The sequence below is a fragment of the Bifidobacterium sp. LH_743 genome, from assembly GCF_056355775.1.
The window spans coordinates 415,168-430,790 of sequence record NZ_JBKESZ010000001.1; the positions used below are offsets into that span (position 1 = coordinate 415,168).

The following is a 15,623-nucleotide window of genomic DNA, read 5'->3' on the forward strand; positions in this document are numbered from 1 at the left end:
TTCCATACGGAAGAAAGGGAACGCCGACGGGATGGATACTTCGCCGGTGCTCCCTTTTTCGCATATGCGGTACGTCGGCTTCTCGCGGCCCGTCCGCTTAGAGAGCCAAGAGAGAGCATATGAATATCAAACGTGCGTTGGTCGGCGTGCTGTTCGCGGTGGCCGCGGCGGCACTGCTATTGGGCGCCGCCTTTCTGGGTCTGAAGTTGGTGTCTGCCAGAGTCGAACCGGATTTGAGCTACCGTACGCTCGATTACGACGCCACGGTGCTTAGGAATGGCGACCTCAAGATCACGCAGCATATCGATATGAAGCTGAAAGACCGTGGCCGCGATTGGAAACAGATGTACCAGCGGTACATGCTCCACTCCAGCGATCTGACGAATATCGACGATATCAGCGTGAAGGACGTCACCAACAACGAGACGTACGTCCAAGGCAATTTTGCGTTTCCCGATGATGTCACCAATTGGAACGCCAGATACGCAGGCCAGTGGTACATCGTGGACGTCACTGATTTAAGTGATCCCCAGCCTTTCGATCCTGAGACCGACGGTTTGCAGGCCGATTCATCGTCATCTAAGAAGTTTGTGGAAATCGGTTGGAATATTCCGGAAACCTCATCCGCTGACAGCCTCAAATTCGACGTGTCCATGACCATGCATGGCGTGAGCACCGCCTACGATGACGTCGTCTCCTTCCAATGGGAGCCGTTCGGTTGGGAGAACGGAGTGCCGATCGGCAAAGTGACCGGCACGGTCACGTTCCCCGACGGTGTCGATAAGAAGAATTCCTGGGCGTGGTTGCATACCAGGAACTCGTCCACCACGAAACGTGGCAGGAACGGGTCTCTGGTCTTCTCTGCGGACGATATATGGTCCGGCGACTATCTGGACGTCGTGGCCATGTTCGATGTCGCGAAATCGCAGGACGTGGTACGCAAGACGAGCGGCGAACGCAAGCAGGAGCTCATCGACTACGAAACCCAGAGGGAGAAGGAGTGGCGCGACGAGCGGCATGATGAAGCCACCAAGCGTGTGACCGGCTGGGTCGGTTCGGCGCTGATCGGACTGGCGTTCATTGCGGGATCGCTGTACCTCGGTATCACCAGCTTCCGCAAGTCGCAGTACAAAGGCGATATCGAATACTGCCGCGACCTGCCCCACATGAGTCCGGCGGCCGCGGCGAGGATGGACGATGTCATGAGCGAGTCCTTCGCGATTCTCGGTTCCGGCAAGACCAAAGACGACGAGAAGCTGGTCAACCGGCAAATGTCCGCCACCGTGATGTCGCTCGCGTCGAAGGGCGCAATCGCCATCTATCCGGGACCTGCGAAACTGTACAACGGCATCGACCTGACCGCAACCGATGCCGCATCGGTGGCCGGGATGCTCGGCTCGAACGCCGCGACCGCACGCAAGATGAAGAAGACCAGCACGATCGTCATCATGCCTGTCGTGCACGATGACATCGACTCGTTGCTGCTGAGCTCGTCCGAACGTGCGGCGCTCGACATCCTGCTCAAGGCGTCCTCGCGGTTGAAGGATGCGCAGGTGTTCGATCTCAAACAGATGAACAAGGCGTTCAAACGCTACAGCAAGGGCTACAGACTGCTGCGGGATTTCGACGACGCCTGCTCCAAGGAATTCGACAATCTGATTGCCGTCAATTCGACGAGGGGATTGCTGAATGGCCTGGTCGGCATTCTTGGCTTGGTTTTCGCGTTTTATCAGGGCGTGAAGTATGGGGGACGAGGTGAGATCGCCGTGACGGCGATCGTCTGCGTACCTGTCGTGCTGGCGTGCATGTTCTCGTTGGTGTACGGCAAATTTGACGCATTGACGGAACGCGGTCAGAAGTATGGCGGCCAAGTGGTTGGGCTGAAGCGATATCTGCTTGATTTCAGCGATTTCACCGACCGTGGCGTGCTTGATATGACGTTGTGGGGCCGGTACATGGTGTATGCCACCGCGTTCGGCATTGCCGACAAGGCGATGGCGCAGTTAGCCAAGGCATATCCGGAAGTGGCCGATCCGCAGTGGCTGGACGAGCATGCCGGCTCGTCGTACATGTACATGCCGCTGCATTCCAGCAGCGTCATGGACGTATCCACCGGCGCCGCGATAGGCGCAAGCGTCGCGGCTGTGTCGTCGTTCAGCGCGAATTATGGTGATTTCGGCGCGCAGCTCAGCTCCAGCTTCGCCGACGTGCGCAGCACGATTGTCGATGCGGCGCCATCCTCCGGCGGCTCAAGCTTCGACGGCGGGTCGGGCGGTTCCTTCAATGGCGGCGGCGGTTTCGACGGCGGTGGCGGCTCGTTCGGAGGGCGATGAGATGAGTGGTCCGTGCGATGCAAGTGGATATATGAGATATGAGGGAAAGAAGGTGATGGCACGTGGATAAGGACCGTGTCAAAGGAGGCATAGTCGCCGCGATCGTCGCGTTCGTGGCGGTGGTCGCCGTGGTGCTTGTGGCGTTCTTCGCGTCCGGCGACGAGGCGGATCTGAGCTGCCGTTCCGTCGATTTCGACGCCCGGCTGCAAAGCAACGGCGACATCAGATTCACGGAGCATCTAGACTACCAGCTGAAAGAACGTGAAGACGACGACGGCGATGCCAAACCGTGGAAACAGCTGTACATCACCTTCAAACTGCGCAACCAGGATCTGACGAACATCACCGACATCTCCGTGACGAACGCCTCCACAGGCGAGGAGTACACACGAATCGATCCGAAACTGCCGAACGGCATATCCGACAGCGAATGGAATTCGGAGTATGCGGGACACTGGTACATCGCCGACACCACGTACGGTTCCAACTATCCGCAGCCGTTCGATTCCAATACCGACGGACTCAACCCCAACGGTTCGGGGGATGAGCGGAAAATCGAAATCGGATGGAACATCCCCGCCACCGTCAGACAGAGCAGCCTCAGATTCGACGTGTCCATGACGTTCCATGACATGGCCACGCGGCATGACGACGTGACAAGCCTCCAATGGGAGATGTTCCCCGAAGACAACCCGGTGCCGGTCGGCAAGGTCACCGCCACCGTACGCTTCCCCGAGGGTATCGGCTCCGACGATTCATGGGCGTGGCTGCATACCGAGGCCACGTCCCAAACGTCGCGCGACGCCGACGGCACGTTGCATTTCACCGTCGACGACCTGCGCACCGAACAGTACGTCGACCTCGTAGCGGCGTTCGACAACGACGGTGCGGACGGCGTCGAACGCGCCGAATCCGGCGATTACTTGGACGAGCTCAAATCCACGGAGGCGGGCAAGGAGAAGCGGTGGCGTGACAGCCAGCGGAACAAGGCGCGTCTGACCGTCGCCGGCTGGCTGGTCTGCCTTGCGCTGGGCGTGCTGTGCTGCGTGCTGGCGATCCGTGGCATGCTCTCCTCGAATCGCGAGGCCACTTACCGCGGCGGCATCGAGTATTGGCGCGAACGTCCGCAGGTCAGTCCCGCGTCCGCCGCGCATCTGATCGACGTGGTGGATGACGCCAAGGGAGAGCGATCGTCGCGTGCCTTGACGGCAACGGTGCTGGCGCTGGTGGTCAAGAAGGCGCTCGCCGTGTATCCGGGGCCGTCCAGCCTGTATCGGGGCATCGACCTGAGCCGGGCGAACGCGGCGGACATGGCGCGCATGATTTCCTCTGACCCGAACCGCGCCGGCGCCGCATCGACCACCACCACGCTGGTGATTCTGCCGGATGCGCTGTCCCATAAGGAAACCTTGGGGCTGAGCCGGTCCGAGGATGCCTGCCTGCAGCTGCTGATCCGCATCTCCGCACGGGTGGGCTCTCCGGTGTTCGACTTCAACCAGATGAAGACCGCCTGCTCCGATTGGGAGAACGGCTATCAGGAGATGGAGCATTTCACCAATGCGTGCGATATTGAATTCCTGAAGCTGAACGCGGTCAGAAGCACCAGCGGACTGTGGCTGCCGATGGGCATCCTGTCCATAATCGTCGGTCTGGCCGGTGCGCTGCTCAACGCCACCGGTAATATCGCGGTGGCGCTGTGCCTCGGCATACCGTTCGTCTGCATTGGCGCGTTCTGTCTGGCTTCCGGGCGCAAAGAGGGACTCACCGAATCCGGACAGACCTACGCGGGCGAATGCCTGGGCCTCAAACGCTATATGGAGGATTTCTCCAACTTCTCCGATCGTGGTGCGCTCGATTTGGTGATGTGGAACTGGTACTTGGTGTATGCGGCCGCCTTCGGTATCTCCGACAAGGTGGCTCGGGAGTTCGCCAAGGCGTATCCCGAGGTTAACGATCCGCGGTGGCTTGACACGTATGGTTACGATTCCCTCGGATATTGGACGTATCGTTCCCATGCGTGGGGTGGGTCGACCGGCATGGGAGGCATGTCCGGTCCGTTCGGCGGAACGCGGTTCGTCGGAGGCATCGGCGATATCGGCTCCCAGCTGAGTTCCGGCTTCGCGTCGATCAGTTCCACGATTGCCGCGGCGGCGCCGTCATCCTCGTCGGGCGGCTCTGGTGGCTCCTTCTCCGGCGGCGGCTTCGGCGGAGGCGGTGGAGGCGGCGGTGGCGGCGGTCTTGGAGGCCGCTGAGCCACGGAAGCCGTCCCGCGGAGCGTGAAGCCGCATGCGCCGTCATCGTTCGTCCGATGGAACGGTCATTCGACGGGACGGCAAGGAAAGCCTGCCTTTCGCCCATGGCGATTGGTAGGCTTTTCCATTGGATCAAGAACCTGAGCAAGAACTTGGGATCGGGCGCGTCCGGCTTGGGCATATCGTCGTGACGCGCCTTGTCGCGAAGGAGAGAATATGACGCTGTTCCGTGATCTCGGACCGTTCCATACCACCGCCATCGGCCACGGCGAAATGCCGCTGACCATCGAGAACAACCGCGGGCATGACGTTGGCATCGAAACTCTGCACGCCTCGCTGGACGCCGGCTGCCGCCACATCGACACCGCATGGGCCTACTACACGCCGGGCGAGGAGGAGCAGACCGGCGAGAAGCTGGTGCGCGAGGCCTTGGAAACCTGGAATGGCCCGCGTGACGAGGTCACCGTGGCCACCAAGGTGGGTCTGCGCCGCGCATGGGACGGCGACAAGCCGATCTGGCCGCGCGACGGCAAGCCGGAGCATCTCATCGAATATGGCAAGCAGTCCGCGCAGGCGCTCGGCGTCGATTCGATCGACCTGCTCTACCTGCACCGCCACGACCCGGAAGTGCCGTACAACGAATCCTGCGAAGGCATCAAGGCGCTGCTCGACCAAGGCGTCGCGCAGTGGGCCGGCGTGTCCAATGTGAGCATCGAACAGCTCAAAATCGCACAGGAGATTCTTGGCGACAAACTTGTGGCCGTGCAGAACCAGTATTCCCCGATCCACCTGGAAACCCAGGACACGCTGGAATACTGCGCCAAGGAAGGCCTCGCCTTCGTGTGCTGGAGCCCGCTCGGCGGCTACCGTCATCCGTACGACGAGCACCTGTTCGACCCGTTCCGCGAGGTGGCCGCCAAGCATGGCGTGAGCTACCAGCGCGTGGTGCTGGCTTGGGAGCTGGCCAAGGGCGATCACATGTTCGTGATCCCCGGCGCGCACCAACCCGAAACCATCCTCGACTCGCTCAAGGCGGACGAGCTCGAACTCAGTCCCGAGGAGCTTGCCTTCCTCGGCTGAGATGGGCTGAGATGTGATGCGAACGGCGTCTACAGCACCGCGAACGCGAAGTCGGCAAGCAGCTTGACGCCGTAGAGCATCACCACCGCGCCGCACACGCGGTTCATCGCGGTGACGATTCTCGGACTGAACTTGTGGCTGAACAGCGAAACCAGCAGGGTGACGCCGAAGAACCACAGCGCTGAAGCGGTCTCCACGCCGGTGATGAACGGCGTGGACTGGCCGACGGTGAGCGTCGCGCTGAACGCTCCGAGCATGAGCGTGCCGTCGATGATGGCCTGCGGATTGCACCACGTCACCACGCCGGCAGTGATGATGGTATGCAGCAGCGCGTTGCCGCCGGCCTTCGCGCTGATGCGTTGCGCGAGTCCCTGCGGCTGCGGATTCTGAGGGTTCTCTTGCGATTGTTGATTTCTCGCTTCGTCGCCGCTTGTGCGGGGGAACAGCAGTCCGGCGCCGATCTTGATGACCACCAGACCTCCCACGGCAAGCACTCCCAGCTTCAGCCACGCATGGTCCTGCATAAGCTTGCCGACGCCGAAGAAGCAGGCCAGTGACAGCGATGCGTCGAAACACAGCACGATCAGCGCGGTCAGCAGCGCGCGGCGGCGCGGCTTGGTGAGCGCCGAATCGATCACGAACAGATTCTGCATGCCGATCGGCGCCACATACGCCAATCCCAACGTCAATCCTTGGAAAAAGAATCCCATGCTCGCCTCGTATTCCGTCCAAACAGATTTGGCTGGTTGCTATCAACCCAGCCAAAACCAACCAAATCGATTATTTTTGCGATTGGTGCGTATCTGCAATCGCACGTAAAACAACGTAACCAGTGTCATATTGTATGGTGGCTGCTATAATGAGCAACCAGCCAAAAAACGAAGTTTGGCTCAACCAAACGTAGAGAGCAGTGGTACAAGGAACGATATGGCACGCATCGCACCGTTGAATATCGGCTGGAAGCCGGACCGAGACGCCGGCAAACCCGTCACCGAGCAGATCGTCGACTACATGTGCGAACAGGTGCAAAGCGGCAACTGGTCGATCGGCTCGCGTCTGCCGTCGCAGCGCGCGCTCGCCGAATGGTTCGGCGTGAACCGCTCCACCGTCATCGCGGCCATCAACGAACTGTCCGATTACGGCATCGTGGAGGGTCGGCATGGCGCGGGCACCAGAATCGTCAGCAACACGTGGTCGCTGATGCTGCCGGGCGCGCCCGACTGGGCCGATTACGTGGATTCCGGCTTTTTCAAGGCCAACAACGACACCATCCAGGCCATCAACCGTTACGAATTCACGCCGGGCATGACGCGCATCGGTACCGGCGAGCTCGATCCACGGCTGTTCCCGAAAGCCATGTGGCGTCAGGTGCTCGGCGAGGCCGCGGATGAGATCGACTCGCTCGGCTATCCGCCTCCCGAAGGCCTGCCCGAGCTGCGCGAGGCCATCGCGGCGCATATGCGGGCCACCGGCGTCGACTGCACGGCCAGCCAGGTGCTGGTCACGTCCGGCGCGCTGCAGGCGTTGCAGATGATTTCCGTGAGTCTTTTGCCAGCCGGCACCACCGTGTATGCGGAATCCCCGAGCTACATCAAGTCGCTGCAGGTGTTCCAATCGGCAGGCATGCATTTGGAAGGCGTGCCGATGGATGACGACGGTCTGGACGTGCGCGCGCTGCGGAATCTGCTGCTGGAACGGCAGGGGAGGGCCGCGGGCACGTCGGCCGACCATCTGCCGTCGCGTGACGCCCGCAGCCGTAGGGACAACGCGATCCTGTACACCATTCCGACCAACCACAACCCGACCGGCGTCACCATGAGCGAACAACGTCGAAGCGAGCTGATCGAACTTTCCGTGGCCAACCGACTGCCGATCATCGAGGACGGAGCCTACCGCGACCTGTATTTCGGCGCGCGACCACTGCCGTCGCTGAAGGCGCTCGACGAGACCGGCATGGTCGTCACGCTCGGCAGCGCGTCCAAATCGCTCGCTCCCGGACTGCGCATCGGCTGGCTGGTCGCTGCCGAGCCGATCGTGCAACGGCTCGCCGACGTGAAGATGCAGATGGATTACGGCGCGAGCGCGCTGAGCCAATGGACATTCGCACGATTCCTGTCGAACGGCATGTACGACGAATACGTCGACGGGTTGAAACGCGAGCTTCGCCGCCGACGCGACTGCGCGCTCGAAACGCTCCGTACGAAACTGGGCGGGCGCGCCCACTGGAACGTGCCGGACGGCGGCTTCTACATCTGGCTCACCTTCGACCGGCCGATGCGCATGGGGCGTCTGTTCCAGCTGGCCGCAGAGCGGGGCGTGCTGCTCAACCCCGGCGACATCTACGATTTCGCCGCCGACAACTCCCTGCGCCTGAGCTACTCCTACACCACTGTGGAGGAGTTCGCCGACGCCGTGGACACGCTTGCCGACATCGCGCAAGGCATGTGACGCGGAATCCACTCGCATCCGCCTGTCCCGTGAATCTACGACAATATCTGATGGTCTTTTACGAGTAAGAGGAACATTCGTGCAAACAAGAAACAAGCCTGAGGTACTGGCCCCCGCCGGCAATTTGAGGGGTCTCAAGACCGCCGTCGACTACGGCGCGGACGCCGTCTACTGCGGCGGCAAGGCGTTCGGCATGCGCAGCGCGCCGAAGAACCTGAGCCTCGAGGATTTCGAGGAGGGCGCACGGTACGCCCACGAGCGCGGCGCCCGCGTGTACGTCACGTTCAACGTGCTGCCGCGCAACAACGAGGTGGAGGCCATGCGCGAATACCTCGGCAAGCTGAAGGACACCGGCGTGGACGCGCTGATCGTATCCGACATCGGCGTGATGCTCATGGCCAAGCAAGTGGCTCCGAACCTCGAACTGCACGTGAGCACGCAGGCCGGTGTGACCAACTACCAGGCCGCCAACGCGTTCTACGAGCTGGGCGCCCGCCGAGTGGTGCTGGCCCGCGAAATGGATCTGCAGGCCGTGCGCGACATCCGCGCGCGCATCCCCGACGACCTCGACATCGAATGCTTCGTCCACGGCGCCATGTGCATGGCCTTCTCCGGACGCTGCCTGTTCTCCAACTATCTGACCGGACGCGACGGCAACCATGGCGAATGCGCGCAGCCGTGCCGCTGGAAGTATTCCATCGTGGAGGAGAAGCGTCCCGGCCGGTACTTCCCGATCGAGCAGACCGCGGAAGGCGCGTACCTGTTCAATTCGCAGGACATGAACATGCTCGCCCACATCGACGATCTCATCGATTCGGGCGCGACGAGCCTCAAAATCGAAGGCCGTTCCAAGAGCGCCTACTACATCGCGGCCATGACCAACGCCTACAAGACGGCCGTCAACGAATATATGGTCCAGCGCGGTTTCGAGGACGCTGACGGCAACGAGCTGAAGCCCTTCCACGACCGTGTGATTCGGCCCGGCGACCCCGACTACGGCAAGCCGGAAACCGAGGATGCGATCATGGCCAACGCCGACGGGGCGTTCGCTGGCAAACCCGACCTTGACGGCATGCCCGTCGGCGGCGCTTCGTCCGGCAATATCGCCATCGGCGAGCCGGACAACCTGAGCTACCACGCGCGCAGCACCCGCCGCAAGTCGAACACCGCAGCCGAGATTCTGCCGGAAGGCTGGCATCATGCGGGAGTGCGTCCGGCACCGCACGTCAAACTGCCCGACTGGCTGCTCGACGAACCCGACAAGGTGGCGCACCGCGACTACTCCACCGGCTTCTACTATCCGGAGCGCAAGGTGCAGCAGAGCACCGACCGCTCCGCCTACTTCCGTGCATGGCTCGTGGTCGGCGAAGTGCTGTCCTGGAGCCCGGAGGACGGCGGTCGCGTGACCATCATGAGCCGCAACAAGATCGAAGCCGGACAGGAAGTCGAATTCGTGCTGCCCGGCGCCGCGCCCTTCTCCTACACCGTTCCGGCGGGCGGCTTCCGCGACGCCGACGGACACTGGGTGGAAGCCATCAACAACCCGGCGCACGTCTTCTCCATGCCATGCCCACGCGAAGTTCCGGTCAACGCGGCCATCCGGTCACGCACGAAGAAGCCGACGCTGAAAGCCGAATAAACGGACGGACGAAACCAGGCCGGACACAGCCCGGCAATCGCCAGAAATCCTTCAAATCGCAGAAAAACCAAGGAAAACAAGACATGAGCAGCACACAATACGATGACGCGATCCTCGATTCCAACGCCATTGACCCCACCGACAAGAACGGCAACCCGATTCCCGTGACCATCCCGATCATGCTGGCCCCCGGCATCAAAGTGGTCTACACCACGCGTCTTGGCGGCTCCAGCGAAGGCGATTTCGCGCACTTCAACCTCGGGGGCAAATCCGGAGACGATCCGGAACACGTGCTTGCCAATCGGGTGGCGCTCGCCGACGTGCTCGGCGCTAAGATCAGCCTCATCAGCCAGGTGCATTCCGGCGATGCGGTGGACGTGGATGAATCGTTCACCATCAACCAGCCGTTCGGATTCGACGTGTCCGGCACGAAGGGCGGCTCGGAGTCTGGTGCGGAAAGCGTGGAAGACGAACCGGCCGTCATCGAAGCCGACGGCCAGGTGACGTCCCGCAGGCACGTGGCGCTCGGCATGTTCGCCGCCGATTGCCTGCCGGTGCTCATGGCCGACCCCGAAGCCGGCGTCATCGGCGCCGCGCATTGCGGCCGTCGCGGCCTGCAGAAAGGCGTGATCGGCGCCACCGTCGAGAAGATGGTCGCCAAAGGAGCCAAGGCTGAGCGCATCGTCGCCACGCTCGGTCCGCGTATCTGCGGCGATTGCTACGAGGTGGGCGGAGACATCGCGGACGAATTCGACGCGCAGTTCCCGGGAACCTTCACGTTGAGCCGTTTCGGCCAGCCGGGCATCGACATCGCCGCCGCCGCATTGCAGGAGCTCGCCAAGGCGGGCGTGCCGGCCGACAACGTCGTATCCTCCCGTCCGCGCGTCAACGCGGCCACGCAGTATCTGTCGGAGGACGAGGAGCTGGCCGGCATCTGCGCCGCCGACGGTGAGGGTGATTCACAGCTCGCCGAACGTTTCAACAAGATCCGCCGCAGCCTGTGCACGTACGAGAATCCGCTGTGGTTCTCGCATCGCCGTGCGTCGCTTGCCGGGAAAACGCACGAAGGCCGCATGCTGGCGCTGATCGTGCGCGAATAATCGGATATCGCGATCATCGAAACAAACATCGAAAACGGAAAACCGAAGGGGCGAAGTGATGCAGGAACAGAAAATGCCGGTCGTGGCCGTGGTGCTGGCCGCGGGGTTCGGCACGCGATTCGACGAGGACAATCCTAAGCAGCTGGTGTCGTTGGGCGGCAAACCGATCGTTTGCTGGAGCATTGAGGCGTTCGAGAACAACGACCGGGTCAGCGACATCATCGTGGTGGTCAACGACCGGGTGGAGGAAACGGTGAGCGAGCTCATCGACCAGGCCGGTTATTCCAAAGTGCGCGCCATCGTGCCAGGCGGCGCCGAACGCGTGGACAGCACGCTCGCGGCCCTGGACCTGCTCAGGCAGTCCGGCATCCCGTCCGGTGCGAAGGTGCTCATCCACGACGGCGTGCGGCCGTTCGTCGAGCAGCGGTCCATCGACGGCTGCATTGACGCGCTGGACCAGTTCAATGCGGCCACCGTGGCGTTCGCGTCCACCGACACGATTCTGCTCACGAAGGACCTGGGCGACCGCAAGGTGGTCGGATCCGTGCCGGACCGTCCGAACACCTTCCGCGCGCAGACCCCGCAGGCCTTCCGATTCGGCACCATCGTCAAGGCGTACGAACTGGCTTCGGCCGACCCCGATTTCCATCCGACCGACGATACGCGCGTGGTGGTGGACTATCTGCCGGACGAACCGGTGGCCATCGTGGAAGGTTCTGAGATGAACCTCAAAATCACCACGCCGTCCGACATGCCGATAGCCGAAGGCATCGCGAACAGCCTCGACCCCGAACATGTCAAGGAGGCCGCCAAGGCGCGCATGCACGCGGTGTTCGCCGAAGCGTTCTCGCAGATGCACAGCCGCTGATTCGGGCACCGATCCAATCGACCACGTGCCGCGTGGCGCGTCCGTCATGCGGCATCGCGTATCGCCACGTACACTGGAAACCATGCAGCAGATCAACATCGTCATCTCCGGCTTCGCGCCATATGAAGGCATCGACGTCAATCCGGCCGTGCTCGTGCCGGCGGCGGTCGTTGAACAATGGGCTGATCCGGCGATATCGCAGGCCATTTCGGAAGACCTGCTGCAGGACGTCTCCATCACCGTCACCAACGTCACGTTGCCGGTGAGCTTCGCCAACGCATGGCCCACTCTGCTGGAAGCCATCGAACGGACCAAGCCGGACATCGTCATCGCCACCGGGCTCAAGCGCACGTCCCGCGGCATCCTGCTGGAACGATGCGCCACGAATCTCATGGACGCGGCCAGACCGGACGCGGACAATGTGATTCCGGAGCGGCGTCCCATCGATCCGAACGGGCCGGCCGCGTATTGGACGCGTCTGCCGTTGCGGTCGATTCTGCGCGATTTCGCCAAGCATGAGATTCCCGCGACGTTGAGTTCCGACGCTGGCACGTTCGTCTGCAATTCGCTGTTCTACCATCTGCTGGATTGGTCGGCGTCGCAGCCGAAGCGCATTCTGTCGGGTTTCGTCAGCCTGCCGATCGTCAACGAACGTCCGCACGAGCGCGGCCTGTCGATCGAACAGCAGACGGCCGCGGTCGACGACGTGCTGCGCGAATCCGTGCGATATTTCCTGCAGCCGTCATCGGGGGATATTCTGCTCGGCTGAACGATTGCGGCATGCCGTGTCGGCGGACATGCCGGACCATCCTTTCCATTCCCCCTTTTCGAACGATTTCTGTGCTCTCTGTGAGAATAATGCGTTCTGTCTGCGTGGCGTGCATGGGCTGAGCTAAAGTACAGAGCGAGTATGCGCGGCCAAATGCGCGAGATAAGGGAATTCGTGAAAGGAAAAGGGCATGGTTGAGCAGTTCCCAATCGTGTTGAGGGGGTATGACAAGGACAGGGTCGACGAGGCGTTCGCCTCGGCGCAGGAGACGGTGAACCGCCTGCGTGAACAGGTCAAGGCCGACGACCAGACCATCCTCGAGCTGCAGGCGCAGCTGCAGGAGGAGAAGAACAAGAAGTCCTCTCCGAAGTCCTTCGCCTCTCTCGGTGCCAACGCCCAGCAGATGCTCGCCAGCGCCGAACAGACCAGCGCCGAACTGCTTGAACGCGCCAAGAAGGACGCCACCGCCGCGCGCGCCACGGTGCAGCTGCAGGCCGAAACGCTGCTGAACAACGCCAAAATCGATTCCAAGCGCATGATGGACGACGCCAAAGCCAAATCCGCCGACATGCTCGGCAAGGCCAAGGAGGAATCTGACAAGCTGCGCGCCAGCGCCCAGCGCGAGGTGGAGCAGATGCGCAGCGAGACGCAGAAGGCCGTGGTCGCCCAGCGTCAGACCGTGGATCTGGAACTGACCAATTCCCGCGAGGAGCATAACAAGCGTCTCGCCGCCGAACGCGCCAAGCAGGAGCGTGAGATCTCCGACATGCGTGCCGAGGCGACCAGCAAGATCGCCGAACAGCGCAAGAACGCCAATGAGGAGATCTCCCGCCTGAAGAGCGAGACCAACGACCAGATCGAATCCGCTCTCGCCGAAGCCAACAAGAAACTGGCCGACGTGCGCGAGCAGGTGTCCAAGATGATGACCGACGCGCAGCGTCGTGCCGCCGAAATCACCGATGCCGCCAAGTCGAAGGCGCAGGAGATCACCGACGAGGCCGAAGTGCACCGCACCCAGACCATGAGCCAGGTCAATGCCGAGGTGGAGCAGATCCGCGCCGACATCTCGAACCAGCAGGACGAGGCCACGAAGAAGGTCAACGAGCTGCTCGCCGACCTGAACGAGCGTCGTGAGGTCGCCAAGAAGCAGGCCGACGAGCTGACGTCCAAGGCCCAGACCATCCGTGACGAAGCCGAAACGTACGCCAAGAACAAGCGCGAGGAGGCCGACACGAACGCGGCAAGCATCCTCAAGCAGGCCACCGAGGACGCCGACGAACAGGTCAACGAGCGTCGCGAAGCCGCCAAGAAGGAGATGGAAGGCATCCAGAAGCGTATCGCCGACCTGCAGGCCCGCGAATCGCAGATCACGCAGCGCGTCACCGAGCTGCGCGCCATGTTCGCCAACGCCTTCTCCGGTTTCGGCGCGAATGGCCTATCCGTGGTCAATGCCGTCGACGACGGTGCTTCGTCCGAAGGTGCGCCGGCTGCCGACGAAGCGCAGAACGGGGACGTGCAGACGCAGGAGGCGTCCGCGGATGCCGTGGAATTCGACGCGGCGGACACGACGGTGGACTCGCCCGCGGACGAACAGTTCGTTTCTGATGATGACAACCAGGAGGAATCTGATAATGACTGACATCACACCATTGAGCTGTGATGAATTGAACAAGCTCGTCGATGATTTCGAGGCGAGCGAGCATAACCGTATGGCCATGAACGCCGTCACGGCGGCCGGCATTGACAAAGTGGCGCTCAACTATGACCGCGCGCGTCTGATGCAGCGCCGCTTCTCCACCGTCGTGGACAATGGCACCGTCACCCATCAGGACCGTTCCGGCCGCTGCTGGCTGTTCAGCTCGCTGAACGTGGCCCGTTTCGTGGCCAAGCGGAACATGGGCCTCAAGGAGTTCGAGTTCTCCCAGAACTACGCCATGTACTACGACAAGCTTGAGCGCGTCAACTACTTCCTGAAGGATGTGGCCGCGCTGGTGCGTGCGGGCGAGCCGTCCGACTCGCGTTTGATGCAGCATCTGCTTGCCGACGTGATGGGCGATGGCGGCCAGTGGACCATGGCCATGAACGTCTACAAGAAGTACGGCGCGGTTCCGAAGGACCTGTATCCGGAGACCGAGTCGTCCAAGAACACCGGTGAGATGAACACGCAGCTGCGCCGCATGCTGCGCACCGCCGTGGCGCACATGTACGCCGATCCGTCCTCGATCGACGGCGTCATCGCCGAAGCCACCGCTGCCGGCCACCGCATTCTGACGATTCATTTGGGCGAGCCGCCGAAGAGCTTCGACTGGGAATGGACCGACAAGGACGGCGAATTCCACCGCGACGGCGAGATTACGCCGGTCGAGTTCTGGAAGAAGTATGTTGGTTCCGCCGATTTGGAAAGCTACGTGTGTCTCGTGGACGATCCGCGCCGTGAGCATGCCAAGGGCAAGAAGATCGGCATCGAGCATCTGGGCAATGTGGCGGGTGGAGATCCGACCGAATACCTCAACGTGCCGAACCAGTTCATGAAGGATTGCGTGCGCCGCATTCTTGAGGAGCAGGGCATTCCGGTGTGGTTCGGTGCCGATTGCCATCCGATGATGGACCGCGTGAACGGCGCGTGGGCCACTGATTTGTTCGAATACGGTCGTGTGTACGATGTCGATTTCGATTTGGACAAGGAAGGCCGCGTGCGTTTCGGCGATTCCGCGATGAACCACGCTATGGCTTTCGTCGGCGTGGATGTGGCGGATGATGGCCACACCACTCGTCGTTGGCGTGTGGAGAATTCCTGGGGCGACAAGATCGCCGACAAGGGCTATTTCACCATGAGCGACGACTGGTTCACCGAATACGTCTACGAGGTTGCCGTCCCGAAGGCGCTCCTCCCCGACGAATACCTCAAGGCCCTGGAAGAGCCCGCCCAAATGCTCCCCGCATGGGATCCGATGGGCGCATTGGCCAAATAGCGCGCGCCGGCCAATACGCGCCGAGCGTTAAGCGGGAGCCCTGTGGGCTCCCGTAGCGAGGGGAAACGCCGCAAGGCGTTTCCTGGGACCGTAAGGTCCCATCGCTTTGGCGTAAGACGCCAATACATTAATCGCAAAACACGCCGACTGCACGATGGAATC

At 61.9% G+C, this 15,623-nt stretch carries 11 protein-coding genes; 10 read left to right on the forward strand and 1 reads right to left on the reverse strand.

Annotation, left to right across the window (positions count from 1 at the left end; genetic code table 11):
* Window positions 1-119 precede the first annotated feature (119 nt).
* From AC1ATL_RS01675 to AC1ATL_RS01685, 3 genes are all read left to right on the forward strand, one after another.
* The gene (locus tag AC1ATL_RS01675) at window positions 120-2,333 is read left to right on the forward strand and encodes a DUF2207 domain-containing protein (RefSeq protein WP_476567979.1); all 2,214 of its coding nucleotides are present in this window, start codon (window positions 120-122) and stop codon (window positions 2,331-2,333) included.
* 62 nt (window positions 2,334-2,395) lie between these two features.
* Window positions 2,396-4,585, forward strand: coding sequence for a DUF2207 domain-containing protein (locus AC1ATL_RS01680; RefSeq protein ID WP_476567981.1), 2,190 nt, complete (start codon window positions 2,396-2,398; stop codon window positions 4,583-4,585).
* A 216-nt stretch (window positions 4,586-4,801) separates the two neighbouring features.
* A complete protein-coding gene (locus AC1ATL_RS01685; RefSeq protein WP_476567983.1) occupies window positions 4,802-5,665 on the forward strand; it encodes an aldo/keto reductase in 864 nt (287 codons plus the stop codon).
* A gap of 29 nt (window positions 5,666-5,694) precedes the next feature.
* On the opposite strand, the gene AC1ATL_RS01690 is transcribed toward AC1ATL_RS01685, so the two are convergent.
* On the reverse strand, window positions 5,695-6,375 hold the full coding sequence (locus tag AC1ATL_RS01690) for a LysE/ArgO family amino acid transporter (RefSeq protein ID WP_476567985.1): 681 nt from the start codon (window positions 6,373-6,375) through the stop codon (window positions 5,695-5,697).
* Window positions 6,376-6,592: 217 nt separating this feature from the next.
* Between AC1ATL_RS01690 and AC1ATL_RS01695 the strand changes: the two genes are divergently transcribed.
* From AC1ATL_RS01695 to AC1ATL_RS01725, 7 genes are all read left to right on the forward strand, one after another.
* Window positions 6,593-8,113, forward strand: a complete 1,521-nt coding sequence (locus AC1ATL_RS01695; RefSeq protein ID WP_476567987.1) for an aminotransferase-like domain-containing protein — start codon at window positions 6,593-6,595, stop codon at window positions 8,111-8,113.
* A 79-nt stretch (window positions 8,114-8,192) separates the two neighbouring features.
* Window positions 8,193-9,752, forward strand: a complete 1,560-nt coding sequence (locus AC1ATL_RS01700) for a peptidase U32 family protein (RefSeq protein ID WP_476567989.1) — start codon at window positions 8,193-8,195, stop codon at window positions 9,750-9,752.
* 83 nt (window positions 9,753-9,835) lie between these two features.
* Window positions 9,836-10,852 carry a purine nucleoside phosphorylase YfiH/LACC1 family protein gene (locus AC1ATL_RS01705; protein WP_432623402.1) on the forward strand — a complete coding sequence of 339 codons (1,017 nt, stop codon included), beginning with the start codon at window positions 9,836-9,838 and terminating at the stop codon, window positions 10,850-10,852.
* Between the two features lie 58 nt (window positions 10,853-10,910).
* A complete protein-coding gene (locus AC1ATL_RS01710) occupies window positions 10,911-11,720 on the forward strand; it encodes an IspD/TarI family cytidylyltransferase (protein ID WP_476567991.1) in 810 nt (269 codons plus the stop codon).
* 82 nt (window positions 11,721-11,802) lie between these two features.
* Window positions 11,803-12,489: a pyroglutamyl-peptidase I gene (locus AC1ATL_RS01715; RefSeq protein ID WP_476567993.1), complete on the forward strand. Its 687-nt coding sequence runs from the start codon at window positions 11,803-11,805 to the stop codon at window positions 12,487-12,489.
* Window positions 12,490-12,679: 190 nt separating this feature from the next.
* Window positions 12,680-14,128 carry a cell division protein gene (locus tag AC1ATL_RS01720; protein WP_476567995.1) on the forward strand — a complete coding sequence of 483 codons (1,449 nt, stop codon included), beginning with the start codon at window positions 12,680-12,682 and terminating at the stop codon, window positions 14,126-14,128.
* Window positions 14,121-15,461, forward strand: coding sequence for a C1 family peptidase (locus AC1ATL_RS01725; protein WP_476567997.1), 1,341 nt, complete (start codon window positions 14,121-14,123; stop codon window positions 15,459-15,461). The genes AC1ATL_RS01720 and AC1ATL_RS01725 overlap by 8 nt, the downstream gene beginning before the upstream one ends.
* The last annotated feature ends 162 nt before the right edge of the window (window positions 15,462-15,623 follow it).